The 24,090-nt window shown below is 69.5% G+C and carries 23 protein-coding genes; 18 read left to right on the top strand and 5 right to left on the bottom strand.

Annotated features, from left to right (window positions below; translation table 11 throughout):
- Together AVP41_RS03475 and AVP41_RS03470 are read left to right on the top strand one after the other, a co-directional pair.
- Nucleotides 1–651, top strand: coding sequence for a CoA transferase subunit B (locus AVP41_RS03475; protein ID WP_067160791.1), 651 nt, complete (start codon nt 1–3; stop codon nt 649–651).
- Nucleotides 648–1,844, top strand: coding sequence for an acetyl-CoA C-acyltransferase (locus tag AVP41_RS03470; RefSeq protein WP_067160788.1), 1,197 nt, complete (start codon nt 648–650; stop codon nt 1,842–1,844). The genes AVP41_RS03475 and AVP41_RS03470 overlap by 4 nt, the downstream gene beginning before the upstream one ends.
- A 236-nt stretch (nt 1,845–2,080) precedes the next feature.
- Here the strand turns inward: AVP41_RS03470 and AVP41_RS03465 are convergent, their stop codons facing one another.
- Nucleotides 2,081–2,335, bottom strand: a complete 255-nt coding sequence (locus tag AVP41_RS03465) for a hypothetical protein (RefSeq protein WP_067160786.1) — start codon at nt 2,333–2,335, stop codon at nt 2,081–2,083.
- An 89-nt stretch (nt 2,336–2,424) separates the two neighbouring features.
- Here AVP41_RS03465 and AVP41_RS03460 point away from each other — a divergent pair, with 89 nt between their 5' ends.
- The 7 genes from AVP41_RS03460 (at nt 2,425) to AVP41_RS03430 (ending at nt 11,243) form a co-directional block, all read left to right on the top strand.
- Nucleotides 2,425–3,843 carry an alpha,alpha-trehalose-phosphate synthase (UDP-forming) gene (locus tag AVP41_RS03460; protein ID WP_067160783.1) on the top strand — a complete coding sequence of 473 codons (1,419 nt, stop codon included), beginning with the start codon at nt 2,425–2,427 and terminating at the stop codon, nt 3,841–3,843.
- On the top strand, nt 3,843–4,616 hold the full coding sequence (gene otsB, locus AVP41_RS03455) for a trehalose-phosphatase (RefSeq protein WP_067160780.1): 774 nt from the start codon (nt 3,843–3,845) through the stop codon (nt 4,614–4,616). The genes AVP41_RS03460 and otsB overlap by 1 nt, the downstream gene beginning before the upstream one ends.
- Before the next feature lie 9 nt (nt 4,617–4,625).
- Nucleotides 4,626–6,344: a dihydroxy-acid dehydratase gene (gene ilvD / locus AVP41_RS03450; protein ID WP_067160777.1), complete on the top strand. Its 1,719-nt coding sequence runs from the start codon at nt 4,626–4,628 to the stop codon at nt 6,342–6,344.
- 39 nt (nt 6,345–6,383) lie between these two features.
- Nucleotides 6,384–8,183 (top strand): acetolactate synthase large subunit, encoded by a 1,800-nt coding sequence (locus AVP41_RS03445; protein ID WP_067160774.1) that lies wholly within the window; start codon nt 6,384–6,386, stop codon nt 8,181–8,183.
- Between the two features lies 1 nt (nt 8,184).
- Nucleotides 8,185–8,694 carry an acetolactate synthase small subunit gene (ilvN, locus tag AVP41_RS03440; protein ID WP_067160771.1) on the top strand — a complete coding sequence of 170 codons (510 nt, stop codon included), beginning with the start codon at nt 8,185–8,187 and terminating at the stop codon, nt 8,692–8,694.
- A 97-nt stretch (nt 8,695–8,791) separates the two neighbouring features.
- Nucleotides 8,792–9,817, top strand: a complete 1,026-nt coding sequence (gene ilvC / locus AVP41_RS03435; protein WP_067160768.1) for a ketol-acid reductoisomerase — start codon at nt 8,792–8,794, stop codon at nt 9,815–9,817.
- A gap of 160 nt (nt 9,818–9,977) precedes the next feature.
- The gene (locus AVP41_RS03430; protein ID WP_067160765.1) at nt 9,978–11,243 is read left to right on the top strand and encodes an alpha-L-fucosidase; all 1,266 of its coding nucleotides are present in this window, start codon (nt 9,978–9,980) and stop codon (nt 11,241–11,243) included.
- 21 nt (nt 11,244–11,264) lie between these two features.
- Here the strand turns inward: AVP41_RS03430 and AVP41_RS03425 are convergent, their stop codons facing one another.
- Nucleotides 11,265–12,422, bottom strand: a complete 1,158-nt coding sequence (locus AVP41_RS03425; protein WP_067160762.1) for an ROK family transcriptional regulator — start codon at nt 12,420–12,422, stop codon at nt 11,265–11,267.
- A 212-nt stretch (nt 12,423–12,634) separates the two neighbouring features.
- Between AVP41_RS03425 and AVP41_RS03420 the strand changes: the two genes are divergently transcribed.
- Genes AVP41_RS03420 through AVP41_RS03380 form a run of 9 tightly spaced genes read left to right on the top strand, consistent with a single transcriptional unit; the run spans nt 12,635 to nt 21,280 of the window.
- Nucleotides 12,635–13,897, top strand: coding sequence for an ABC transporter substrate-binding protein (locus AVP41_RS03420; protein ID WP_231902649.1), 1,263 nt, complete (start codon nt 12,635–12,637; stop codon nt 13,895–13,897).
- A 37-nt stretch (nt 13,898–13,934) separates the two neighbouring features.
- The gene (locus AVP41_RS03415) at nt 13,935–14,840 is read left to right on the top strand and encodes a carbohydrate ABC transporter permease (RefSeq protein ID WP_067160756.1); all 906 of its coding nucleotides are present in this window, start codon (nt 13,935–13,937) and stop codon (nt 14,838–14,840) included.
- Nucleotides 14,830–15,756, top strand: coding sequence for a carbohydrate ABC transporter permease (locus tag AVP41_RS03410; protein ID WP_082828995.1), 927 nt, complete (start codon nt 14,830–14,832; stop codon nt 15,754–15,756). Before AVP41_RS03415 ends, AVP41_RS03410 begins: the two co-directional genes overlap by 11 nt.
- Nucleotides 15,753–16,700 (top strand): ROK family protein, encoded by a 948-nt coding sequence (locus AVP41_RS03405; RefSeq protein WP_067160753.1) that lies wholly within the window; start codon nt 15,753–15,755, stop codon nt 16,698–16,700. Before AVP41_RS03410 ends, AVP41_RS03405 begins: the two co-directional genes overlap by 4 nt.
- Nucleotides 16,687–18,279 (top strand): M81 family metallopeptidase, encoded by a 1,593-nt coding sequence (locus AVP41_RS03400; protein WP_067160750.1) that lies wholly within the window; start codon nt 16,687–16,689, stop codon nt 18,277–18,279. The genes AVP41_RS03405 and AVP41_RS03400 overlap by 14 nt, the downstream gene beginning before the upstream one ends.
- The gene (locus AVP41_RS03395; protein WP_067160746.1) at nt 18,276–19,628 is read left to right on the top strand and encodes an alpha-L-fucosidase; all 1,353 of its coding nucleotides are present in this window, start codon (nt 18,276–18,278) and stop codon (nt 19,626–19,628) included. Before AVP41_RS03400 ends, AVP41_RS03395 begins: the two co-directional genes overlap by 4 nt.
- The gene (locus AVP41_RS03390) at nt 19,625–20,353 is read left to right on the top strand and encodes a copper homeostasis protein CutC (RefSeq protein WP_067160743.1); all 729 of its coding nucleotides are present in this window, start codon (nt 19,625–19,627) and stop codon (nt 20,351–20,353) included. The genes AVP41_RS03395 and AVP41_RS03390 overlap by 4 nt, the downstream gene beginning before the upstream one ends.
- A 22-nt stretch (nt 20,354–20,375) precedes the next feature.
- On the top strand, nt 20,376–20,936 hold the full coding sequence (locus AVP41_RS03385) for a hypothetical protein (protein ID WP_067160740.1): 561 nt from the start codon (nt 20,376–20,378) through the stop codon (nt 20,934–20,936).
- Entirely contained in the window at nt 20,933–21,280 is a 348-nt protein-coding gene (locus AVP41_RS03380; RefSeq protein WP_067160738.1) for a hypothetical protein, read from the top strand. Before AVP41_RS03385 ends, AVP41_RS03380 begins: the two co-directional genes overlap by 4 nt.
- Here AVP41_RS03380 and AVP41_RS03375 read toward each other — a convergent pair whose 3' ends face one another.
- Genes AVP41_RS03375 through AVP41_RS03365 form a run of 3 tightly spaced genes read right to left on the bottom strand, consistent with a single transcriptional unit; the run spans nt 21,281 to nt 23,993 of the window.
- Nucleotides 21,281–21,694: an RbsD/FucU family protein gene (locus AVP41_RS03375; protein ID WP_067160735.1), complete on the bottom strand. Its 414-nt coding sequence runs from the start codon at nt 21,692–21,694 to the stop codon at nt 21,281–21,283.
- Between the two features lie 36 nt (nt 21,695–21,730).
- A complete protein-coding gene (locus AVP41_RS03370; RefSeq protein ID WP_231902648.1) occupies nt 21,731–22,705 on the bottom strand; it encodes an aldo/keto reductase in 975 nt (324 codons plus the stop codon).
- Entirely contained in the window at nt 22,698–23,993 is a 1,296-nt protein-coding gene (locus AVP41_RS03365; RefSeq protein ID WP_067160732.1) for an enolase C-terminal domain-like protein, read from the bottom strand. The genes AVP41_RS03370 and AVP41_RS03365 overlap by 8 nt, the downstream gene beginning before the upstream one ends.
- Between the last annotated feature and the right edge of the window lie 97 nt (nt 23,994–24,090).

Here is a 24,090-nt window from a genome sequence, read left to right as displayed (position 1 = left end):
ATGCCGCTGTCCCGAGAGCAGATGGCTGCCCGTGCCGCGCGAGAGCTGGCGGACGGGTCCTACGTGAACCTCGGCATCGGACTCCCCACCCTCGTGCCCGCCTACGTGCCGCCCGGCGTGACGGTCGTCCTCCAGTCCGAGAACGGCATTCTCGGCGTCGGGCCCTACCCCGTGGAGGCCGACGTGGACCCGGATCTCATCAACGCGGGGAAGGAGACTGTCACGGTGCGGCCGGGCGCGTCCTTCTTCGACTCGGCGACGAGCTTCGGGATGATCCGCGGGGGCAAGATCGACGCGGCGATCCTCGGTGCGATGCAGGTGTCGCGGGAGGGGGACCTGGCCAACTGGATGATCCCCGGAAAGATGGTGAAGGGACCCGGCGGGGCGATGGATCTCGTCCATGGCGCCGAGCGGGTCATCGTCGTGATGGAGCACGTTGCTCGAGACGGCAGTGCGAAGATCGTCGACACGTGTTCCTTGCCGCTCACGGGTCGTCGGGTGGTCGATCGGATCATCACCGACCTGGCGGTGATCGACGTCCGTCTCGACGGCCTCGTACTGATCGAGACGGCGCCGGGTGTGACCATCGACGAGGTACGCGCCGCCACGGAGCCACCCCTGATCGACGCTCGAGAGGAGCCCGCCCGATGACCGGAGACATCGTCACCAGCGACATCGTGATCGTCGCAGCCGCCCGCACGCCGCAGGGAAGGATGAAGGGGCAGCTCGCGGGGTTGACGGCACCCGAGCTGGGTGGTGCCGCCATCGCCGGAGCGCTCGCGCAGGGAGGCGTACCCGTCGACGCCGTCGATGCCGTCGTGATGGGCCACGTCCTGCCCGCCGGTACGGGCCAGAACGCGGCGCGGCAGGCGGCGCGCCTGGCGGGGATCGGCTGGGAGGTGCCGTCGTCCTCGGTGAACAAGGTCTGTCTGTCAGGCTTGACGGCGGTGATCGATGCGGCGCGGATGATCGCCGTCGGCGATGCGACGGTCGTGGTGGCGGGAGGAATGGAGTCGATGACGCGAGCGCCCCACCTCCTCATGGGCTCTCGCGACGGGTGGGCCTATGGGTCGGTCGAGATGCTGGACCATCTCGCATACGACGGCCTCACCGACGCGTACGACCACGAGAGCATGGGCGCCTCCACCGAGCGGGCCAACGCACGTTTCGGGGTGACGCGAGAGGAGCAGGACCGAGTGGCGGCGCTCTCGCATCAGCGTGCCGCCGCTGCCCAGGCGGGCGGCCTTTTCTACGGGGAGATCGTGCCGGTGACGGTTCCGCGGCGACGTGGGGAACCGGTCACCGTCGATCGCGACGAAGGAGTGCGCCCCGAGACGACGGTCGAGAGCCTCGCGGCCCTCCGGCCCGCCTTCGCGTCCGACGGATCGATCACCGCGGGCAACGCCTCGCAGATCTCCGATGGCGCGGCGGCGGTCGTCCTCACCACGCGTGCCCATGCGGATGACCGCGGCTGGCCGGTGCTGGCCACGGTGGGCGCTTCTGGTCAGGTGGCCGGACCCGACAACTCCCTCCATGAACAGCCGGCGCGGGCGATCCAGCGGGCTCTCACCAAGGAGGGCCTCCGCGCGGAGGAACTGGATCTCATTGAGATCAATGAGGCGTTCGGGTCGGTCGTCGTCCGGTCGCGCGAGGTTCTCGGCATCTCCGAGGCGGTCGTGAATCCCGATGGAGGCGGTATCGCGATCGGCCACCCGATCGGGGCGTCCGGATGCCGACTCGTCGTCCACGTCGTGCACGCGCTGCAGCGCCGGGGTGGAGGTGTCGCCGCCGTGGGGCTCTGCGGCGGTGGCGGGCAGGGAGAGGCGCTGATCCTCCGCGCGTGACCCGGGCGCGCTCAGCCGGGCTTAGGCTTTCTCCGACGAGACAGAGGAGTGCCATCCGTGTGTTACCCCGTGAGCTGCCAGAGCTGCGGCAAGACGACCTGGGCCGGTTGCGGCGAGCACGTCGATCAGGCACTGGCCGGTGTCGCGACCGCCGATCGCTGCACGTGCGCCAGGTCCTGACGAGACCCTCGAGGGTCGAGGTCTTCTCCGCCCCCGGATAGTCGGGACTTCCAGGGTCAGTCGCGCAGTCGCCGCGAGAGCAGCTTCTGCTCGCGCCCCGCGACGGGGGAGTCCGGGGCCACGAGCCCACCCCGTGACGCACGACGCGTGTCGACGATCGCTCCGATCGCCAGGGCGAGCGTGATCGCCCAGTTGAGCCATGCGAGGGCGGTGCGCCAGCTGAACGGCGTGTCGTCGCGGGCGGCGCGCAACAGGGTCAGTCCGCTGGTGATCGCAGAGATGATTCCGGTGCCGAACACGTACTTGCGCATACCACCACGCTACCGTCCGCGGCAAGGAGCGGCAGGGGGTTGCCATCGCGTTGTTAGCCTGGCTAGACACACCTGGAGAGAGGCTTTTCGTGACCAGCGCCCCCGCCGCCGAGTTCGTCGTCGTCGCCAACCGACTCCCCGTGGACAGGTCGGGTGACGACGAGGAACCGTGGCGACGCTCCCCGGGAGGACTCGTCACCGCCCTCGAGCCGGTCGTCCGCCGCAGCGGCGGCGCGTGGGTCGGGTGGCCCGGACAGGCCGACCTGGAGGTGGATCCCTTCACCTTCGATGGCGTGCATCTGGTCCCGGTGGCGTTGTCCGCGGCGGAGGTCGCGCAGTACTACGAGGGCTTCTCCAACGACACGATCTGGCCGTTGTACCACGACGTGATCGCAGAGCCCACCTACCACCGGGCGTGGTGGGATGCGTACGTGCGCGTGAACCGGCGGTTCGCCGAGGCGGCTGCAGCGGTCGCGGCGCCCGGCGCCACCGTATGGGTCCACGACTACCAGCTCCAGCTCGTGCCGCGGATGCTCCGGGAATCCCGGCCCGACCTCGTCATCGGATACTTCCACCACATTCCCTTCCCGGCATACGGGATCTTCTCGCAGCTTCCCTGGCGTGCCCAGGTGCTCGAAGGGCTCCTCGGCGCGGACGTCGTCGGGTTCCAGCGGGTGGCCGACGCCGGTAACTTCGCGCGTGCCGTGCGCCGTCGCTTCGGTTACGACACGAAAGCGGGCTCCATCCAGGTGCCGGTCGAGGGTGGGGGCACCCGTCAAGCTGTCGCGAGGGCCTATCCGATCTCGATCGACACCGAGACGTATGAGGAACTCGCTCGCCGCCCCGACATCCAGGCGCGTGCCGCGGAGATCCGGGCGGAGCTCGGCGACCCGCGCTACGTCCTCCTCGGCGTGGACCGACTCGACTACACCAAGGGCATCCGGCACCGGCTCAAGGCGGTGGGGGAGCTGTTCGAAGACGGCCGCTTCGCCGTCGGCGATGCCACTCTCGTGCAGGTCGCCAGTCCCAGCCGGGAACGTGTGGCGGCGTACATGCAGTTGCGTGACGAGATCGAGCTGTCGGTGGGGCGCATCAACGGAGACCACGGCACCGTCGGGTTCACGCCCGTGCTCTACCTCCATCACTCCTATCCGCGGGAGGAGATGGTCGCGCTGTACCTGGCGGCTGACGCGATGCTCGTCACGGCCTTGCGCGACGGCATGAACCTCGTCGCCAAGGAGTACGTGGCCAGTCGCGTGGACGGCCGCGGCGTTCTCGTGCTGAGCGAGTTCGCCGGTGCCGCGGACGAGCTGACCCAGGCGGTGCGGGTGAACCCGCACGATATCGAAGGGCTCAAGGAAGCGATCATGGCCGCTGTGGAGATGCCGATCGACGAGCAGCGCCGGCGGATGCGAGCGCTCCGCCGGCGCGTGCGTGACAACGACGTGGCGGCGTGGTCGCGTCGGTTCCTCGACGACCTGCGCCGGGTCCACGAGGCGCGCTCGTGATGCTCGACGGACTCATCCACACCCGCGAGCTCCTCGTCGCGCTCGACTTCGACGGCACCCTCGCCCCGCTCGTGGACGTCCCGATCGAGGCGCGCATGGCGCCAACGACGGCGGCCGCCATCGACGCGCTCGCGGCGACGCCGCAGACGACGGTGGCTTTCGTGTCGGGGCGGAGCCTCGCCGATCTCCGGGTGATCGCCGAGCACGACGATGCCTCGTCGATCGCGCTGGCGGGATCGCACGGCGCCGAGTTCTGGTGGCCGGAGCGTCTGCGGTCGGCGCCGGCCGCAGCGTCCCGCACGGGCGCCGACGAGTCGGGGCTCCGTGACGAGCTGCGTGCGGCGGCGGAGGAGATCGCCGCCGACATCGATGGGGCGTGGATCGAGCCGAAGGCCGTCGGATTCGGTGTCCACTCCCGCCTTGTCGCCCCCGAGCGGGCCGCCGAGGTGCACGAGCGCATCGACGCGCTCATGGCGGAGCGCGCTCCGCACTGGCGCCGGCGGGTGGGGCACTCCATCACGGAGTTCGCCTTCCGCGACGAGGGGAAGGACGACGCGGTCGCCCGTCTCCGAGAGGCGACGGGGGCCACGGCCGTGCTGTTCGCGGGCGACGACGTCACCGACGAGGACGCGATCCGTTCGCTCGGCCCCGACGACCTCGGGATCAGGGTGGGGCCCGGGGAGACCGCCGCCCGCCTGCGCGTCGCCTCGATCGACGAACTCGCCGTGCTCCTGCGTGAGGTGGCGCACCGGCGCAGCGCCGCGCGGGAATAGACTTCGAGAATGCCTTCGCCCGCATCATCACCCGAGAACTCCATCGACATCAAGCCCCGCAGCCGCGTCGTCACCGACGGCATCGAGGCGACGACCTCCCGGGGCATGCTCCGGGCCGTCGGCATGGGCGACGAGGACTGGGACAAGCCCCAGATCGGAATCGCCTCGAGCTGGAACGAGATCACCCCCTGCAACCTGAGCCTGGACCGACTGGCTCAAGGCGCCAAGGAAGGCGTCCACGCCGGCGGCGGCTATCCGCTCCAGTTCGGCACGATCTCGGTGTCCGACGGCATCTCGATGGGGCACGAGGGCATGCACTTCTCCCTCGTCAGTCGGGAGGTCATCGCCGACTCGGTCGAGACGGTGGTCATGGCCGAACGCCTCGACGGCACCGTGCTGCTCGCCGGGTGCGACAAGTCGATTCCCGGCATGCTGATGGCCTCTGCACGCCTGGATCTGTCGAGCGTCTTCCTCTACGCCGGATCGATCGCGCCCGGATGGGTCAAGCTCTCCGACGGAACCGAGAAGGACGTCACCATCATCGACTCCTTCGAGGCGGTCGGGGCGTGCCTGGCCGGGAAGATGAGCGAGGCCGACCTGAAGCGCATCGAATGCGCGATCGCACCGGGCGAGGGCGCGTGTGGCGGCATGTACACCGCGAACACCATGGCGTCCGTCGCCGAGGCCCTCGGCCTCAGCCTTCCGGGGTCGGCTGCGCCGCCCTCCGCCGACCGCCGACGCGACTACTTCGCCCACCGCTCGGGCGAGGCCGTCGTGAACCTCCTCCGTCAGGGCATCACCACCCGCGACATCCTCACCAAGGAGGCCTTCGAGAACGCGATCGCCCTCGCGATGGCCCTCGGTGGTTCGACGAACGTCGTGCTGCACCTGCTCGCCATCGCCCGGGAGGCCGACGTCGACCTCAGCCTCCACGACTTCAACCGCATCGGCGACAAGGTTCCCCACGTCGCGGACATGAAGCCGTTCGGCAAGTACGTCATGAACGACGTCGACCGTCACGGCGGCATCCCCGTGATCATGAAGGCGATGCTCGACGAGGGACTGCTCCACGGCGACGCGCTCACCGTGACCGGCAAGACCCTCGCCGAGAACCTGGCCGATCTCGATCCCGACCCCATCGACGGCACCGTCATCCACACCTTCGACAACCCGATCCATGCCACCGGCGGCCTCACGATCCTGCACGGCTCGCTGGCGCCGGAAGGGGCGGTCGTGAAGACCGCCGGCTTCGACGCCGCCGTCTTCGAGGGCCCGGCCCGCGTCTTCGAGCGGGAGCGCGGCGCGATCGACGCACTCGCGGCGGGCGAGATCGAGGCGGGCAGCGTCGTCGTCATCCGCTACGAGGGCCCCAAGGGCGGCCCGGGCATGCGCGAGATGCTCGCGATCACCGCGGCCATCAAGGGCGCGGGGCTCGGAAAAGATGTACTACTCTTGACGGACGGACGATTCTCAGGCGGCACAACCGGCCTGTGCATCGGCCACATAGCACCCGAAGCGGTGGACGCTGGTCCCATCGCCTTCGTGCGCGATGGTGATCTGATACGGGTCGATATCGCGGCTCGCACTCTCGACCTACTCGTCGACGAGGCTGAGCTGAGCTCCCGCCGCGAAGGCTGGGAGCCCCTTCCTCCGCGCTATACCCGTGGCGTCCTGGCCAAATACTCGAAGCTCGTGCGCTCCGCTGCGGAGGGCGCGACGACGGGATAGGCCGTCCTGACAGCGTCATCGATCATTCGAGGTTCTTTCATGTCATCCGACACTGCTGCTGTGCCCCGACCACCCGCGCGCGGAAACGCGGCGCCCGTCCTCACGGGCGCTGAAGCGGTCGTCCGCTCGCTCGAACTGCTGGGCGTCACCGACGTCTTCGGTCTCCCGGGCGGGGCGATCCTTCCCGTCTACGACCCCCTCATGGACTCGTCCGCCCTGCGCCACATCCTCGTGCGGCACGAACAGGGTGCCGGTCACGCGGCCGAGGGCTACGCCGCGGCATCGAACAAGGTCGGCGTCGCCATCGCGACGAGCGGCCCCGGTGCGACCAACCTCGTCACCGCGATCGCCGACGCGTACATGGACTCCGTGCCACTGGTGTGCATCACCGGCCAGGTGTTCTCGACGCTGATGGGGACCGATGCCTTCCAGGAGGCCGACATCGTGGGCATCACGATGCCGATCACGAAGCACTCCTTCCTGGTGAAGGACGCCTCCGAGATCCCCGGTGCGATCGCCGCCGCGTACGAGATCGCAGGGACGGGACGTCCCGGTCCCGTTCTGGTGGACATCACGAAGGATGCTCAGCAGGCCGAGGTACCGTTCGTCTGGCCGCCCAAGATCGATCTGCCGGGCTATCGGCCGGTGACCAAGGCTCACGGCAAGCAGATCCAGGCCGCCGCGCAGCTGCTCGCGGAAGCTCGCAAGCCCGTGCTGTACGTGGGTGGCGGTGTCATCCGCTCGCAGGCGTCCTCTGAACTGCTCGCCCTCGCCGAGGCCACGGGGGCCCCTGTCGTGACGACGCTGATGGCGCGCGGCGCCTTCCCCGACTCGCACCCGCAGCACCTCGGCATGCCGGGCATGCACGGCACGGTGCCCGCTGTGCTCTCGCTCCAGGAGGCGGATCTGCTGATCTCGCTCGGGGCCCGCTTCGATGATCGCGTCACCGGCAAGGCCGCGCTGTTCGCGCCGCACGCCAAGGTCGTGCACGTCGACATCGATCCCGCCGAGATCTCCAAGATCCGCACCGCCGACGTCCCGATCGTGGGCGACCTCCGCGACGTTCTGGTCGACCTCGACGCGGCCTTCCGCGCGGTCACCGGCGGACAGAAGCCCGACACCACGGAGTGGTGGGCGTTCCTGGACGGACTGAAGGACGAGTTCCCTCTCGGTTACGCCGAGCCGACCGACGGTCTCCTCTCGCCGCAGTACGTCATCTCCCGCATCGGCGAGCTTACCGGTCCCGAAGGCATCTATGCCGCGGGGGTCGGCCAGCACCAGATGTGGGCGGCCCAGTTCATCAAGTACGAGCGCCCGAACGCGTGGCTGAACTCCGGTGGAGCGGGCACGATGGGCTACTCCGTCCCGGCGGCGATGGGGGCCAAGGTCGCCGAGCCCGACCGTGTGGTGTGGGCGATCGATGGCGACGGGTGCTTCCAGATGACCAATCAGGAGCTGGCCACCTGCGCGATCAACAACATCCCCATCAAGGTCGCGATCATCAACAACTCGTCGCTCGGCATGGTGCGGCAGTGGCAGACGCTCTTCTATGACGGCCGCTACTCGAACACCGACCTGAACACGGGCCACGACACGATCCGCATTCCCGACTTCGTCAAGCTCGCCGAGGCCTACGGCTGCCTCGCGCTGCGCGTGGAGAAGGAGGAGGACGTCGACGCGGCCATCCGCACCGCCCTGGAGACCAACGACCGTCCCGTGGTGCTCGACTTCGTCGTGAGCGCCGACGCGATGGTGTGGCCCATGGTGCCGCAGGGCGTCAGCAACAGCTACATCCAGTACGCGCGCGACCACGCCCCGACGTTCGACGAGGAGGCCTGAGATGAGTCGTCATGTCCTGAGTCTCCTCGTGGAGAACAAGCCCGGCCTGTTGACCCGCGTCGCGGGGCTGTTCGCGCGCCGCGGCTTCAACATCGAGTCGCTCGCCGTGGGCGTCACGGAGGTCCCCGGCCTCTCTCGCATCACCGTCGTGGTGGATGTGGAGGAGCTGCCGCTCGAGCAGGTGACCAAGCAGCTGAACAAGCTCATCAACGTCATCAAGATCGTCGAGCTCGACCCGGCCGCCTCGGTGCAGCGCGAGCACATGCTCATCAAGGTGCGAGCCGACAACCAGACCCGATCGAACGTGATCGAGGTCGTGAACCTCTTCCGGGCGTCGATCGTGGACTATGCCACTGACGCGCTCGTGGTCGAGGTGACCGGTGACCGGGGAAAGATCGAGGCGATCCTCCGGGCGCTCGAGCCGTTCGGTATCAAGGAGCTGGCACAGTCGGGTCTGCTCGCGATCGGCCGCGGCGGGAAGTCCATCACCGAGCGCGTGCTCCGCGGCTGACGAAGACCCGGCGAGTGTCCAAGACACGCGGACGCTCGCCCCACATGATCCGCGTGTCTTGGACACTCACGTTCACAACAAGGAGAAAGAACACACCATGGCTGAGATCTTCTACGACTCCGACGCCGACCTGTCGATCATCCAGGGCAAGAAGGTCGCCATCGTCGGCTACGGCTCGCAGGGACACGCGCACGCGCAGAACCTCCGCGACTCGGGCGTCGAGGTCGTCATCGCGCTCAAGGACGGCTCCAAGTCGACCGTCAAGGCACAGGAGGAGGGCTTCGAGGTGAAGTCCGTCGCCGACGCCACGGCGTGGGCCGACCTCATCATGATCCTCGCGCCGGACCAGCACCAGCGCGGGATCTACAACGACCACATCAAGCCGAACCTGACCGATGGCAAGACGCTCGCCTTCGCCCACGGCTTCAACATCCGCTTCGGCTACATCGATGCGCCCGAGGGCGTCGACGTGATCCTCGTCGCTCCCAAGGCGCCCGGCCACACCGTGCGTCGCGAGTTCGTCGCCGGTCGCGGGATCCCCGACATCATCGCGGTGGAGAAGGATGCGTCCGGCTCCGCGTGGCAGACCGCCCTCTCGTACGCCAAGGCGATCGGCGGAACGCGTGCCGGAGTCATCAAGACGACGTTCACGGAGGAGACCGAGACCGACCTCTTCGGAGAGCAGGCGGTGCTCTGCGGTGGCGTCTCCCAGCTCGTGCAGTACGGGTTCGAGACCCTGACCGAGGCGGGCTACCAGCCGCAGATCGCGTACTTCGAGGTGCTGCACGAGCTGAAGCTCATCGTCGACCTCATGTGGGAGGGCGGCATCGCCAAGCAGCGCTGGTCGGTCTCCGACACGGCCGAGTACGGCGACTACGTCTCCGGTCCCCGCGTGATCGACCCGCACGTCAAGGAGAACATGCAGGGCGTCCTCGCCGACATCCAGTCGGGTGCCTTCGCCGAGCGCTTCATCGGCGACCAGGACGCCGGTGCACCCGAGTTCCACGAGCTTCGCGAGAAGGCGGCCGCTCACCCGATCGAGGCCGTCGGCAAGGAGCTGCGCGCCCTCTTCGCGTGGAAGCAGCAGGACGCCGACTACGTGGAAGGTTCCGCCGCGCGCTGATCGCGGCGACACGACCTCGGCGCACCCGCCGAGCCCGGCTTCACGTAAGCCAGCAGAGCCCGGACCCTTACAAGGGTCCGGGCTCTCGTCGTCCGCCGCGCGCGCAGTGGCATCAAACATCCGATGTCTGTGGCAAGATGGGGCCAAAGAGAGGATCGCGATGAGACAGGCCTGGTTCGATCACGCACGCTTCGGGATGTTCGTGCACTTCGGTCTCTACAGCGCCGCGGCGCGGCACGAGTGGGTGCAGAACTACGAGCGGCTGACCGACGAGGAGTACCGCGTGTACTTCGATCACTTCGCCCCCGACCGCTTCGATGCGCGCGCTCTCGCTCGCCGGGCCGCGGACACGGGGATGGGCTACGTCGTGCTCACGACCAAGCACCACGACGGGTTCGCCCTGTGGGACAGCGCGGTGAGCGACTTCACCGCCCCGAAGGCCTGTGGTCGCGACCTCGTCCGCGAGTACGTCGAGGCGCTCCGGGAGGAGGGCCTCCGCGTCGGCTTCTACCACTCGCTCATCGACTGGCACCATCCCGATTTCACGATCGACTGGAATCACCCCCGTCGCGGGGAGGCCGGCATCGCCGAGCGGAACGCGACGCGTGACATGTCGCGATATCGCGAGTTCCTCCACGCTCAGGTGCGGGAGCTGCTGACTGACTATGAAGCGATCGACTACCTGTTCTTCGACTTCACCTACCCGGAGACCCGGGACGGCCTCGCCGGCAAGGGACCGGAGGACTGGGACGCCGCAGGGCTCCTCGCGATGTGCCGTGAGCTGCAGCCCGACATGCTCGTCAACGACCGCCTCGGGATCCCGGCCGACTTCGTCACCCCCGAGCAGTATCAGCCCACCGAGCCGCTCGTGCGGGACGGTGTCGCCCAGACCTGGGAGGCCTGCCAGACGATGGACGGCTCATGGGGATACCACCGCGACAACCACGACCAGAAGTCCGCCGCACTCCTGGTGCAGATGCTCGCCGACTCGGTGTCGATGGATGGCAACATGCTCCTCAACGTCGGGCCGGACGGACGGGGCGCCATCGCTCCGCGCGACGAGCGCACGCTGGCGCAGATCGGCGAGTGGATGGCCCTCCATCGCGACGCGATCGTCGGGGCGGGGCACGCGGGACTCGTCGCGCCGCGGGAGGGCGTCTACACGCGGCAGGGGAACCGGGTGTTCCTCCACCTGTTCTCGTGGCCGATGGGGGTCGTGCACCTGCCGGGGCTGGCCGGGAAGGTCTCCTTCGCGCGGCTCCTCCATGACGGTTCCTGGCTGCGGACCTCGGTGAGTGATCCCGACCGGGAGGCCGACCTGATGACGCCGGCAGGCCAGCCGGCGGGAACCCTCTCGGTGCATCTGCCGATCCGGCGGCCCGAGGTCGTCGTGCCCGTGATCGAGCTCACGCTGCGCGGGGAGTGAGCCTGCCCGGACGCGGGGGAGTCAGCGCACCACGGGGAGCTCGAGGTTGTCGAGGGCCCAGAGGGCCGCGCCGCACAGGATCGCATCGGCGCCCGTTCGGGCGCGCTCGATGCGCAGCTGCTGGGTGACCAGTGGATGGCAGGCCTCGTACACGCGACTGCGGACGGCAGCGAGGAAGGGCTCCGACGCACTCATGCTGCCGGTGAGGAAGACCGCGTGCGGGTTGAAGAAGTTCACGACGCCGGAGAGCGCCTGTCCGAGGTGCGTGCCGGCGGTGCGGACGAGAGTCGTCGCCTCGGGATTGCCGTCGGCGGCGAGTTGGAGCACGTCTCCCGTGCGAACCACGTCCTGGTGAGCCAGCTCCTGCATCTGGCGGACGAGGCTGGCGCCACTGGCGACCGTCTCCAGGCATCCGGTGTTGCCGCACGAGCACGGCCGCCCGGCGGAGGCGTCGATCCGGGTGTGGGTGATGTCGCCGGCGGCGGCTGTGGCTCCGCGGTGGATCGCGCCGTCGACGATGATGCCGCTGCCGATCGCCGTCCCCGCCTTGACGGTGATGCTGTGCCCGCCGAGGCCGAACTGCTCACGGTGTTCGCCCAGTGCCGCCAGGTTGGCGTCGTTGTCAACGGCGACGGTGGCGCCGTAGCGCTCGGACAGGTGCGCGATCACGCTGAAGCCGGGCCATCCCGGCATCCGTGAGGGCTGGTGCACCGTGCCGGACCGGGTCTCGACGGGGCCGGGGAGGCTGACCCCGATGGCGCGGACGATCGTGCCGCGCGAGAGCTCATCGAAGACGGCGCAGACGGCGTCGAGGGTGGCGACGGGTCCGTCGGCGAGCACGACCGGGATGGTGCGCACGTCGCGGACGGCGCCGGAGAGGCCGTGTACCCCGATCCGGGCGTGACCGCCCCCGATGTCGGCGGTGAGGACGACGCCCGCGTCGCCGTCGAGCTCCAGGAGCCGCGGACGGCGCCCGCCGCGGGACGTGCCCTCGCCGCGTTCGCGGAGGAGGTGCGCATCGATGAGGGACTGCACGCGGAGGCCGACCGTCGAGGGGGCAAGGCCCAGGAGGGAGGCGAGGTCGGAGCGTGATCGCGCGTCGCCCCGCGATATGAGGTCGATGATGCGCCGATTGAGGAGGTCGTCGGAGGGGGTGGTCGGTGCGCCGTCGGTCGACATCAGGGACTCCTGGGTTCTCGTGCAGGTCCACCGGCGGGGTCCCGCGGTGCTTCGTTTCGATCGTGTGACGCTACATCACCGAACGATAAACATCCGATGTTCGTATTGCAACGGGTTTCGAAATCTGTCAGGGTGACTTGCGTCACAAGAGTACAAGGTTAGTTCGATGGCCGAAATAACCAAAGAGTCACTGCACTGCCTGAGGAGGCAACATGAACAGAATGCGTGTGGGGGCGGTCGCCGCGGCGACCGGCGTCGCGGTCGTCCTGACCGGGTGCGCGGGAACCACCGACCCGGGAACGAGCGGAGGCGACAAGCCCACGATCGTCGTCGACATGTGGTCGGGGAGCGAGTCGGACACTGCCGCGCTCGAGGCGCAGGTGGAGATCGCTCAGAAGGCCAATCCCGATGTCGTCATCAAGCTGCAGACCGCGCCGTGGAACGACTTCTTCACGAAGCTCACCACCAACATGGCCAGCGGCAACATGGCGTGCGTGACGGGGATGAGTGGTGCGCAGCTCGGAGGGTTCACGTCCGGCTTCCGCAAGCTCACCGATGAGGACCTCGCCACCGCGGGACTCGACTTCGCCGACTTCAACCCGGGCGCCGACGGCATCCTCAGCTTCGAAGGCGACCTCTACGGCGTCCCCTTCGACGTGGCCACCATGCTCGTCTACTACAACCAGGACCTCCTGACCGCTGCGGGCGCGAAGACGCCCGAGATCGGCTGGACCTTCGATGACTTCGCGTCGATCGCGAAGGATGCCACCACGGATGGCAAGTACGGGTTCGGGATGGGCATGGGCGGATACCAGTGGATGTCCATGCCGATCGCCTACTCCAGCACGCAGCCCGCTGCGGAGGACGGGACGCTTCACATCGACGACCCGGCGTTCGTCGAAGCGGCCACCTGGTACGCCGACCTCGTGACCAAGCTCGGTGTGGCCGCGCCCGTTGCGTCGGCCTCGGACACCGGCTGGGGCGAGAACCAGTACACGAGCGGCAACGCCGCCATGGCCGTCGACGGCACGTGGAACGCGGTGAGCTACCTCAAGAACGAGTCCGGGTTCGCGGCCGGAATGGCCCCGCTTCCCGCCGGCGCTCAGGGTAACCCCGGGCCCATCCTCGGGTCCGGCTACGGGATCTCCGCCACGTGCGACCACCCCGAAGAGGCGCTGAAGGTCATGGGCTCGCTTCTCGGCAAGGACGCGCAGGACTACATCGCCTCGTCGGGTCGCTCCTACCCGGCGCGCACGGAGTCGCAGCCGCTGTACTTCGACTCGATCGACGAGGAGTACCGCGAGCAGGTCAAGACCGTGTTCGAGTCGGCGTTCGCCACGACCGTGCCGCTGTACATGACGAAGAACTGGGAGAAGATCGACAGCTACGTCCAGCCCAACCTCGTCAGCGTCTACAACGGCCAGATGACGATGGCGGAACTGCTGAAGAACGCGCAAGCGCAGTTCGGCAACTGAGTCGTCCGCGGACGGCATTCGAGCAGAAGAGATGGCAATGACGACCACGACGAAACGTCGCGGATCGCTCGCGCGGGTCGAGTCCCGCCAGGCGCTGGGGTTTGCAAGCCCCGCCCTGGTGGGGCTCGCCCTGTTCACGATCGTGCCGGTGGGGCTCTCGATCGTGATGAGCGTCTTCGACTGGCCCACGTTCGGCGACCGTTCCTTCAACGGCGTCGACAACTACGTGAAGCTGTTCACCGCGAGTCCCGACTTCTGGCCGGCGCTGCGCAACTCGGCGGTGTACACGATCCTGTACGTGCCGTTGAGCGTCGCGTTGTCTCTCGTGCTCGCCGTCGGGCTCGGCCCCCGGATCCGCGGGCGCGGGGCGCTGCGGGTGTTGTTCTTCATCCCGGTGGTCGTGCCGATGGTGGCCAACGTGCTGGTGTGGAAGATGATCCTCCAGCCGCAGGGGCTCCTGAACGGCATGGCCCAGGGGTGGTTCGGGATCTCGCTTCCCAACTTCCTCGCCGACCCGTTCTGGGCCATGGCCATGGTGGTCGCCATGAGCGTGTGGCAGGGGCTCGGCTACAACATGCTGATCTTCTCGGCCGCCCTGGAGCAGCTCCCGGAGAGTGTCCTGGAGGCGGCGAGCATCGACGGGGCCCGCGGCTTCCGCCTCGTCTGGAGCGTCATGCTCCCGATGATCTCTCCGGCGATCTTCTTCGCGACGATCATGACGATGATCACGTCGTTGCAGGTGTTCGCCCAGCCGCAGCTGCTCACCGGCGGAGGCCCCGGCAATGCCACGAAGCCGCTCGTGATGTTCATCTGGGAGCAGGGGTTCACCTTCGGCGATCTCGGCCTCGCGGCGGCCGCCGCCTGGATCCTCTTCGCGATCATCATCGTCATCACCGGCGTGCAGTTCGCCGCTCAGCGCAAGTGGGTGCACTATGAGCATTGAGTCCGTCACCGACACCCGGACCCTCGTCACCGGCGAGGACGACGTCGCGCGCGGCGAGGGCGGACGCCGTGCCGCCGCGGTCCGCACCCGAGGAGAGCGGGTGCGCCTCGTCATCGCGCACATCAGCATCTACCTCGCGGCACTGATCTTCGTCTCGCCCCTCGTGTACGCGTTCTTCTCGGCCCTCAAGCCGAACGAGGAGATCTTCTCGATGCCGCCGACGCTGATCGGCTCGCAGCTGAAGTGGGGCAACTTCGCGGCCGTGTTCGAGTACGGCCCGTTCTGGACGTACATCGGCAACTCCCTGTTCGTCGGGGTCGCCGGGACCCTCGTCGTGCTCGTGGTCTCCACGACCGCCGGCTACGCGTTCGGACGACTCCGCTGGAAGGGGAGGGATGCCGTGTTCGTCCTCTTCCTCGCGACCCTCATGGTGCCCGCCGAGGTGCTCGTGATCCCGATGTTCCAGGTCATGCAGTGGTTCGGCTGGGTCAACAGCTACCAGGCACTCATCCTGCCGTTCGCCTTCACCGCCTTCGGCACCTTCCTGATGCGCCAGTTCTTCCGGGGCATCCCGTTCGAGCTGGAGGAGGCGGCGCGCGTGGATGGCGCGGGGCCGCTGCGAAGCTTCCTCCAGATCATCCTGCCGCTGTCGAAGTCGGCCGTCGCGGTGCTGTCGGTGTTCACGTTCCTCTCGTTCTGGAACAGCTACCTGTGGCCGCTCATCGTGACGGTGGACTACTCCGAGCTCGGCACGCTCCCCGTCGGCCTCGCGAGCTTCTCCGGCATCACCGGCACGAGATGGGACCTCCAGATGGCGGCGGCCATCATCTCGATGATCCCCACGACCCTTCTCGTCGTCGCTCTGCAGAAGCACCTCGTCAAGGGCATCGCGATGGCCGGATTGGGTGGCCGATGACCGCGGGTGGGGTCATCGCCGGGATCGACATCGGGGGGACCAAGACCGCCGGCGCGCTCGTCTCCCGCGAGGGGACCGTCCTGGCGCGGGCCGAGCGGGAGACCCCGGCCCGTCTCGGCGGCGACGCGATGGCCGAGACCGCTGCGGCGGTCGTGGCCGACCTCGCTGCGATGGGTGGCCCTCCCGCTGCCGTCGGTGTGGGTGCCGCCGGAGTCGTGGATCAGCTCACCGGAGAGATCCGCGCCGCGTCGGAGACCTTCGTCGGATGGGCGGGATATCCGCTTGGCGAGAGACTCACCGACCGGCTGGGGATGCCCGTGCGGGTGGAGAACGACGTCAATGCCTTCCTTCTCGGCGAGCGCGCGTGGGGGAGTGCCGACAGCGGCGACGCTCTCGGCATGATGCTCGGCACCGGTGTGGGCGGGGCGCTCCTGCTCGGAGGGTCCCTCTGGCACGGCCCGCACGGCGCGGCAGGAGAGATCGGTCATACGCCCGGCTACGGCGACCTCGCGTGCACGTGCGGACGCACCGGGCACCTGGAGACGCTCGCGTCGGGCACCTCGATCGCGCGCCGGTACTGCCGGGCGACCGACTCCGCGCCGCTGTCGGCCCGCGTCGTCGCGACCCGGGCGCGGGCGGGCGACGATGTGGCGCGCCGCGTGTTCCTCGACGCCGGCCGCGCCGTCGCGCTCGCGTGCGTGTCCGCGGCCACTCTCCTCGATCTCCCCTTGGCCGTCGTCGGCGGCGGGGTGAGCTCCGCATGGGACCTCCTCGAGCCCGGTCTCGACGAAGTCCTCCGCGACCAGCCGCCCGTCTCCGGCATCCCGCTGCGGATCGTCCCCGGCGCGCTGCGTTCCGACGCCGTCGTGCTGGGCGCCGCCGCACTCGTCGCCGACCTTCCGACCCTCCCGACAGAGAGCGAGCTCGTCCGTGAACCCCGCTGACCCGTCGCCCGTCCGCGCCGATGCCCATCTCGTATGGAAAGGCCCTCTTCCCGAGCGGCATCCCGCCGGCCTCGCCCGCCCGCGCATCGGCATCGCCGGGATCTCGATCGAGTCGAGCACCTTCTCGCCTCACGTGTCCGGCGACGAGTCGTTCACCATCCGCACCGGCGACGAGCTTCTCGGCTACTACCCCTTCCTGGCCGAAGGCTCCCCGCTGCGGGAGGCCGCGGAATGGGTGCCCCTCACCCACGGACGTTCCCTCCCCGGTGGCGCGGTCGACCCTGCCACGTACGACCGCATCAAACAGGACATCATCACGGGCGTGCGCGAGGAGGGCCCCTTCGACGGGTTCTTCTTCGACATCCACGGCGCGATGAGCGTCGTCGGGCGTGACGATGCCGAAGGGGACCTCGCGGCGGCACTCCGGGCTGAACTGGGCCCCGACACCCTCGTCTCCACCTCCATGGATCTGCACGGCAACGTGTCGGAGGCGCTGTTCGAGGCCGCGGATCTGCTCACGTGCTATCGGATGGCCCCGCACGAGGACTGGCTGAACACGAAGGAGCGCGCGGTCCACAACCTCCTCGTCCGCCTCCGCGGCGCCGACGGCGCGGACCCCGTGGCGCGCCGCCCGCACAAGGCCTGGGTGCGGGTGCCGGTGCTGCTGCCGGGCGAGAAGACGAGCACGCGGATCGAGCCGGCGCGCTCCCTATATGCGGCGCTTGCCGAGGTCGAAGAGCTCCCGGGCGTCCTCGACGCCTCCATCTGGGTCGGTTACGCGTGGGCCGACGAGCCGCGCTGCCACGCCACCGTCGTCGTGCTCGGCGACGACACCGCCACCATCCGCGATCAGGCGGAGCGCCTCGGCCGTGCCTTCTGGGACGCCCGCGCCGACTTCGCCTTCGTCGGCCCGGTGGATTCCCTCGACGGCGCACTCGACGAGGCGCTCGCGGAGGATGCACCGCGTCCCTTCCTGATCTCCGACTCCGGTGACAACCCGACCGCCGGCGGGGCGGGAGACGTCTCCTGGACGCTCGGCCGGCTGCTCGAACGCGCGGACCTCAGCCGGGGCGATCGCACCGTGATCGTGGCGTCGGTGTTCGATCCGGACGCGGTGGCGCAGGCCGCCCGCGCGGGGACCGGAGCTCGCGTCCGCTTGTCGGTCGGAGGGCGGGTCGACGGCCGGCCGCGCGGTCCGGTGGAGATCGACGGCGAGGTGTTCTCCGTAACCCCCGGAGACGCCGTCGCCGGCACCCAAGTGGTGGTGCGCGCCGGCTCGGTGTACGCGATCGTCACCGAACGCCGCAAGCCCTTCCACCACCTGGACGACTTCCGCGTGCTCGGTCTGGACCCGGCCCGTGCCGACGTCGTGATCGTGAAGATCGGGTACCTCGAGCCGGAGCTCTATGAGCTCGCCGCGGGCTGGGTCATCGCCCTCACCCCCGGTGGCGTGGACCAGGACCTCCTGCGGCTCGGGCACTCCCGGCTCCTCCCGGGCGTCTACCCGTTCGACGACACCGGGATCGGGCCCGACCTCACCGCTCGGGTGGAGCGCCGGGGCGAGGGGGAGGCAGCGTGAACTTCGAGACCCGTATCGGTCCCGATCTGGGCGCCGATGCCCCGGACTATCCGCCGATGGCGGTGCCGGAGTGGTACCGCGATGCCAAGCTCGGCTTCTTCGTGCACTGGGGGCTGTACTCGCTGCCCGCATGGGCCCCGCCTCACCCGCCCGGAGGAGTGCCGGTGGAAGACGCCTACGCCCACCATCAGTACGCCGAGTGGTATGCGAACACGGTGCGGATCGAGGGGAGCCCCACCTGGCGTCGCCATCAGGAGCTCTACGGTCCGGGCCGGACGTACGAGGACCTCGCCGACGAGTGGGACGTGACGGGCTTCGACGCGGACGCCTTCGTCGGGGACCTCGTGAGCGCCGGTGCCCGGTACGTGGTCCCCACCACGAAGCACCACGACGGGTTCTGCCTGTGGGACTCCGCGACCACGACGTTCACGGCGCCGCGCCGCGGACCCGGCCGCGACCTCATCGCCGAGCTACACGACGCGACGCGGCGGCGCGACACCCGCTTCGGTGTCTACTTCTCCGGCGCGCTGGACTGGCATGCCAGCGATTTCCCGCCGATCGAGTCGGACACCGATCTCTTCCGTTTCCGCCGAGCCGATGAGTGGTTCTCCCGCTACGCGGCGGCGCAGCTCGAGGAGCTGATCGACCGATTCCGGCCGGACCTCCTCTGGAACGACATCGAGTGGCCGGACGGGGGCAAGGGCGGCGACGAGTTCGCCGTCGCGGCGCTCTTCCGGCGTTACCTCGAGGCGGTGCCGGACGGCGCCGTCAACGACCGGTGGGGCGTGCCGCGGCATGGGTTCCTCACGCGCGAGTACACGCACGTGCCCGACATCCTGGGTCACCCGTGGGAGTCCACGCGCGGCCTCGGGTACTCGTTCGGCTTCAACCAGGCCGAGGGGAACGAGCACTCGCTCTCGGGCACTGCGCTCGTGCGGCTCCTCGTCGACGTGGTGAGCAAGAACGGCAACCTCCTCCTCAATGTCGGTCCGCGCGCCGACGGGTCGCTGCCGGACCTGCAGCGTGCCGCGATGCGGGAGCTCGGCGCCTGGCTCCAGCGCGACGGAGACGCGATCTACGGCACGCGTCCGTGGGTGCGGGCGGGGGAACCGATCGGTGTGCCGCGTGCCTACACGCGGACGGCGACGACGGTGAACGCGATCGTGCTGGATCCTGCTCCCGGGGTCGTGGAGCTTCCGGCCGACCTCTCCGGCGAGCTGCGGCCATGGAGCGACGGGACCAGCGCCGTCGTCCGCTCCCGGCCCGACGGCACGAGGGAGGTCGAGCTCCCCGAGCGCCTGCGGGCAGAGCCCGCCGTGGCGGTGCGTATCGATACGGTGAACTCGTGAACCCTCGTGTCGTCGTCGAGATCGCCGTCCAGGATGGCGCCGGAGCGCGAACGGCCGTGGCCACCGGCGCCGACCGGGTGGAACTGTGCAGTGCGCTCGGCGTGGGCGGCCTCACCCCCTCGGTGGGTGTGCTCGACCGCGTGTGCGTAGAGATCGGTGCCGAGCGCGTCAACGTCCTCGTGCGCCCGCGCGCCGGAGGATTCGTCTACGACGACGACGAGGTCGACGTCGTGTGCCGCGACATCCGCGCCGCCGTCGAGCGCGGAGTCGGGGGCGTCGTCGTCGGCGCCCTCACCCGCGCGGGGGATCTCGACCGCGATACCCTCCGTCGATGGCGGGACGCCGCGGGGGAGACGGCGGTGGTCTTCCACCGGGCGATCGACGCCTCCCCGGTCCCCGACGGCGTCTTCGACGCGTTGCTCGACGAGGGTGTCGCCCGCGTCCTCACCTCCGGTGGCGCCTCCCGGAGCGTCGACGGTATCGCGCGGCTCGGCGAGTACGTCGCCCGCGCCGGCACCGACCTCGAGGTCATGGCGGGGGGTGGCGTCCGTCCGGCCGACATCTCGGCTTTGGTGGCGGTCGGCGTCCCCGCGGTGCATCTCTCGGCGCGGGGACGGGTGTCCGACGGCGCGCCCTCCGGACCCGGTGGCGGCGCCGACGAGGGCTACGACGTCACGGACGGTGCCGTCGTCGAGGAGGCGGTCGCCGCCGCACGCGGGGCCTAGGCGGAGCGGCTACGCTGGCCTCGTGACAGATCCCCGCGACGACGACGGCTCGGCCGACGCGTTCTCGTGGGACGGCGACGACGACCCGACCCTGGTCCACGGCGGCCGCTCCGCGCCCGCGTCCCCCGACCTCCCGGCAGGCTTCACGGCCGTCGGCAAGGGCAGCGAGCGGGTGCGCAGATCGACGGGCGAGCGCCGTTCGACGGAAGGGCCCAATTCGACGGGAGAGGGCAGTGCTCCGGTCGACGCGACATCGCAGGTCGTCTCCGAGTCCGAGGGGGCTCGGCGCGGCGCCGACGTCGCCCTCGTGGCGCTCGGAGTGCTCGCGGGGGTCTACGCCCTGTACACGGTGGGATGGATCGTCGGCGGCATGCGCCTGCAGAACGTCGCAGTCGTACTGTCACCGCCGCTGGGGGCGCTTCCGGCGCTCTGGCTGGCGGTGCTCGCTCCCACGCTCTGGTTCGCCGGGAGCGTGTGGTTCACCCGCGGCCGGTCGCTCTGGCAGCGCTTCGTCTGGCTCATCGCGGGGGCGGCTGTCCTGATCCCGTGGCCGTTCGTGCTGGTGGGGACGGTGGGGACATGACGACGACGACCACGCCGGGGCCCCGTACGCCGCTCTGGCTCACCGCCACGATCTCGGGCTTCTTCGGGCTCTTCTACGCCTACGCCGTCTGGAACGCCGTCGCGTTCCTCATCGCGCAGGCCCAGGGCACCTTCGGCCTCAATGGCGGCGGATGGGCCCTCCTGCTGTCGGCCGTGTTCTTCCCGATCCTCGTGTTCGCCGCGGCCTTCGCGGGCGGAGTTCGGCGCTCGGCGACCCTCCTCGGCGGACTGCTGCTCATCGGACTCGGCGTGGTCGCGGTGTTCTGGCTCAACGTCCTCGCCTACGCGGCCGTCCGTGGAGCCACTCTGCTCGGCGCCGGCTGATCAGACCGAACCGACCAGGCCTTTCCGCAGCAGCGCGTTGGCGTAGATGCGGGTCTCGCCGGTGCGGATCACGACGAACGCGCCGCGCGCCAGGTCGTAGTAGTCGAACCGATCGACGAAGCGCGTGGTCTCGGCGGACGTGCCCGCCGCCTCCATCAGCTCGTGCTGGATGTCCAGGATCTCGCCCGTGGCGGAGGTCATGAGATCGAGCGACGGCGCGTCGTCGAGGGGAATCACGGTACGGACGGCCGCGAGCACATCCGGCGTCGACGTTCCCGGAAGGGTGACGAGCCGGCGCGCGACGGCGGCGGCGGGGAAGTGCGCATCGGCGATGACGACGGCGTCGGAGTGCCCCATCGCGTCGAGGTGCCAGAGGAGCTCGCCCGTGAGGAGCGGATGGATGCCATCGAGCATGAGGGTCCTTTCGGGTGGGGGAGCCGCGTCGAGCGGTCAGGCGTCGATGAGGCCGCGCTCGGACAGATCGTCCCACAGCGTCTCGGGCACGGGGAGATCCATCCACTCCGCGCTCTGGCGGACGTGTGCGGGCCGGCTGCCGCCGACGACGACCGAGCGCACCGTCTCCTCGCGCAAGGGAAATTGCACGGCCGCGGCCGGGAGGGGAACGCCGTGGGCGTCGCACACGGCGACGATCTGCTGCAGACGATCCCAGAGGTCGTCGGGCAGGCTGCCGTACTCGTACCGGCCGTCGCGGGTGGGGTGGGCGCTCGCGAGCAGGCCGGAGTTGAAGACCGACGCCGCCACGACACCGGTTCCGCGGGCCCGGCACGACGGCAGGACCTCGCGGGCCGCAGGCTGCTCCAGGAGCGTGAAGCGTCCGGCGATCATGACGATGTCGAGCGGTGCGGCCTGGACGGCGGCGGCGAGGGCCTCCGAGACCATCGATCCGACGCCTACCGCACCGACGGCTCCGTCCGCGCGCAGCTCGACGAGGGCGGGGAGGGCCTCGGCGAGGGCGAGGTCGAGGTCGTGACGCTCGGGATCGTGCAGATAGGCGATGTCGATGCGCTCGATTCCGAGCCGCTCGCGGGACTCGTCGAGACTCGTACGGATGCCCGCAGCGCTGAAGTCCCACTCCCGGCGGAGAGTGGTGGGCACGTGGAAGTCGTGGGCGAGATCGAGGCCGCCGTCGTCGTCGGGATTGGGACGCAGCAAGCGTCCGACCTTGGTGGAGAGCACGTACTCGTCGCGCGGTTTGGTGCGCAGGAACGCGCCCAGGCGCCGCTCCGACAGCCCGAGGCCGTAGTGAGGCGCGGTGTCGAAGTAGCGGATCCCGGCGTCCCACGCGGCGGTGAGGATGTCCCACGACTCGTCGTCGGTGAGCGGCCGGAAGAGGTTGCCGACATTCGCGGCCCCATAGCCGAGGCGGGGGAGCGCGCCGTGCGGCGTGCGTCGCAGCTCAGACACGGGCGTGCGCCCCCGTCCACGCGTAGGTCGCCCGGCTCTCCGCGTGCATCTCCATGCCCGTCCCGGGCGTGAGCGGGGCGTGGTAGACACCGCCGCGCACATCGGTGGGGGTGACGAAGTGCTCGTGCAGGTGATCCACGTACTCGATCATCCGGCCTTCGCGCGTGCCGCTGAGGGCGACGAAGTCGAACATCGAGAGGTGCTGCACGGCTTCACAGAGGCCGACGCCTCCCGCGTGCGGGCACACCGGCACCCCGAACTTCGCCGCGAGCAGCAGGTTGGCGATGTTCTCGTTGACGCCGGCGACGCGCACGGCGTCGATCTGCATCACCGCGAGGGCATCTGCCTGGAGGAACTGCTTGAACATGATCCGGTTGTGCGCGTGCTCGCCCGTCGCCACGCGGATGGGGGCGACGCCGCGGGCGATCTCCGCGTGGCCGAGCACGTCATCGGGACTCGTCGGCTCCTCGATCCACGCGGGGGAGAAGGGGGCGAGGGCGTTGACCCACGCGATGGCCTCCGCCACCTCCCAGCGCTGGTTCGCGTCGATCGCGATGGGGAAGTCGGGCCCGCAGACTTCTCGCGCCACGCGGAAACGGCGGATGTCGTCGTCGAGGTCCGCGCCCACCTTGAGCTTGATCTGCCCGAACCCGTCGGCGATGGCCTCGCGGCACAGTCGTGCGAGCTTTTCGTCCGAGTAGCCGAGCCATCCGGGAGTGGTGGTGTAGGCGGGATAGCCCGTGGCCAGGAGCTCGGCTTCGCGTGCCCCACGTCCCGGCACTGCGGCTTCCAGGAGCGCGAGTGCATCGGCGGGTGAGAGAGCGTTGCCGAGGTGTCGGAAGTCGACCAGGGCGACCAGTTCCTCCGGCGACATGCGGCTGAGCAACTGCCAGAGCGGCAGGCCCGCCCGCTTGGCCTTGAGATCCCAGAGGGCGTTGACGACGGCACCGATCGCCATGTGCATCACGCCCTTCTCCGGCCCGAGCCACCGCAGTTGCGAGTCGCCCGCGAGCGCACGGTTGGTCGTCCCCATGTCGGCGAGCAGCGGCTCGACCTCACGCCCGACGAGGTGGCTCTCGAGAGCGCGGATGGCGGCGACCTGCACATCGTTGCCGCGCCCGATCGTGAAGACGAACGCGTGCCCTTCGAGTCCGTCGTCGGCGTCGGTCAAGAGCCGCACGTACGCGGCGGAGTAGTCGGGGTCGGGGTTCATCGCGTCGGAACCGTCGAGCGTGGCCGACGTGGGGAAGCGGATGTCGGCGGTATCGAGCGCGACGATGCGGGTCACGGTTCACTCCTGGTCGGTGGGCTTCCGGCGATCGAGGAGAGTCTCGGGTCGTCCGGCGGGTTGTGGCTTCCCACAGTAAACATCCGATGTTTATACT

The organism is Microbacterium sp. TNHR37B, assembly GCF_001620065.1.
GTDB lineage: Bacteria > Actinomycetota > Actinomycetes > Actinomycetales > Microbacteriaceae > Microbacterium.
The sequence above is the reverse complement of the archived record's forward strand: the minus strand, read 5'-3'. Positions and strand labels throughout refer to the sequence as shown.

Excerpts from the sequence above, each read along its gene's own strand:
- AVP41_RS03475 (WP_067160791.1), top strand. The coding sequence starts at position 1 with ATGCCGCTGTCCCGAGAGCAGATGGCTGCCCGTGCCGCGCGAGAGCTG.
- AVP41_RS03470 (WP_067160788.1), top strand. The coding sequence starts at position 648 with ATGACCGGAGACATCGTCACCAGCGACATCGTGATCGTCGCAGCCGCC.
- AVP41_RS03465 (WP_067160786.1), bottom strand. The coding sequence starts at position 2,335 with ATGCGCAAGTACGTGTTCGGCACCGGAATCATCTCTGCGATCACCAGC.
- otsB (WP_067160780.1), top strand. The coding sequence starts at position 3,843 with ATGCTCGACGGACTCATCCACACCCGCGAGCTCCTCGTCGCGCTCGAC.
- ilvD (WP_067160777.1), top strand. The coding sequence starts at position 4,626 with ATGCCTTCGCCCGCATCATCACCCGAGAACTCCATCGACATCAAGCCC.
- AVP41_RS03445 (WP_067160774.1), top strand. The coding sequence starts at position 6,384 with ATGTCATCCGACACTGCTGCTGTGCCCCGACCACCCGCGCGCGGAAAC.
- ilvN (WP_067160771.1), top strand. The coding sequence starts at position 8,185 with ATGAGTCGTCATGTCCTGAGTCTCCTCGTGGAGAACAAGCCCGGCCTG.
- ilvC (WP_067160768.1), top strand. The coding sequence starts at position 8,792 with ATGGCTGAGATCTTCTACGACTCCGACGCCGACCTGTCGATCATCCAG.
- AVP41_RS03430 (WP_067160765.1), top strand. The coding sequence starts at position 9,978 with ATGAGACAGGCCTGGTTCGATCACGCACGCTTCGGGATGTTCGTGCAC.
- AVP41_RS03425 (WP_067160762.1), bottom strand. The coding sequence starts at position 12,422 with ATGTCGACCGACGGCGCACCGACCACCCCCTCCGACGACCTCCTCAAT.
- AVP41_RS03420 (WP_231902649.1), top strand. The coding sequence starts at position 12,635 with ATGAACAGAATGCGTGTGGGGGCGGTCGCCGCGGCGACCGGCGTCGCG.
- AVP41_RS03415 (WP_067160756.1), top strand. The coding sequence starts at position 13,935 with ATGACGACCACGACGAAACGTCGCGGATCGCTCGCGCGGGTCGAGTCC.
- AVP41_RS03410 (WP_082828995.1), top strand. The coding sequence starts at position 14,830 with ATGAGCATTGAGTCCGTCACCGACACCCGGACCCTCGTCACCGGCGAG.
- AVP41_RS03405 (WP_067160753.1), top strand. The coding sequence starts at position 15,753 with ATGACCGCGGGTGGGGTCATCGCCGGGATCGACATCGGGGGGACCAAG.
- AVP41_RS03380 (WP_067160738.1), top strand. The coding sequence starts at position 20,933 with ATGACGACGACGACCACGCCGGGGCCCCGTACGCCGCTCTGGCTCACC.
- AVP41_RS03375 (WP_067160735.1), bottom strand. The coding sequence starts at position 21,694 with ATGCTCGATGGCATCCATCCGCTCCTCACGGGCGAGCTCCTCTGGCAC.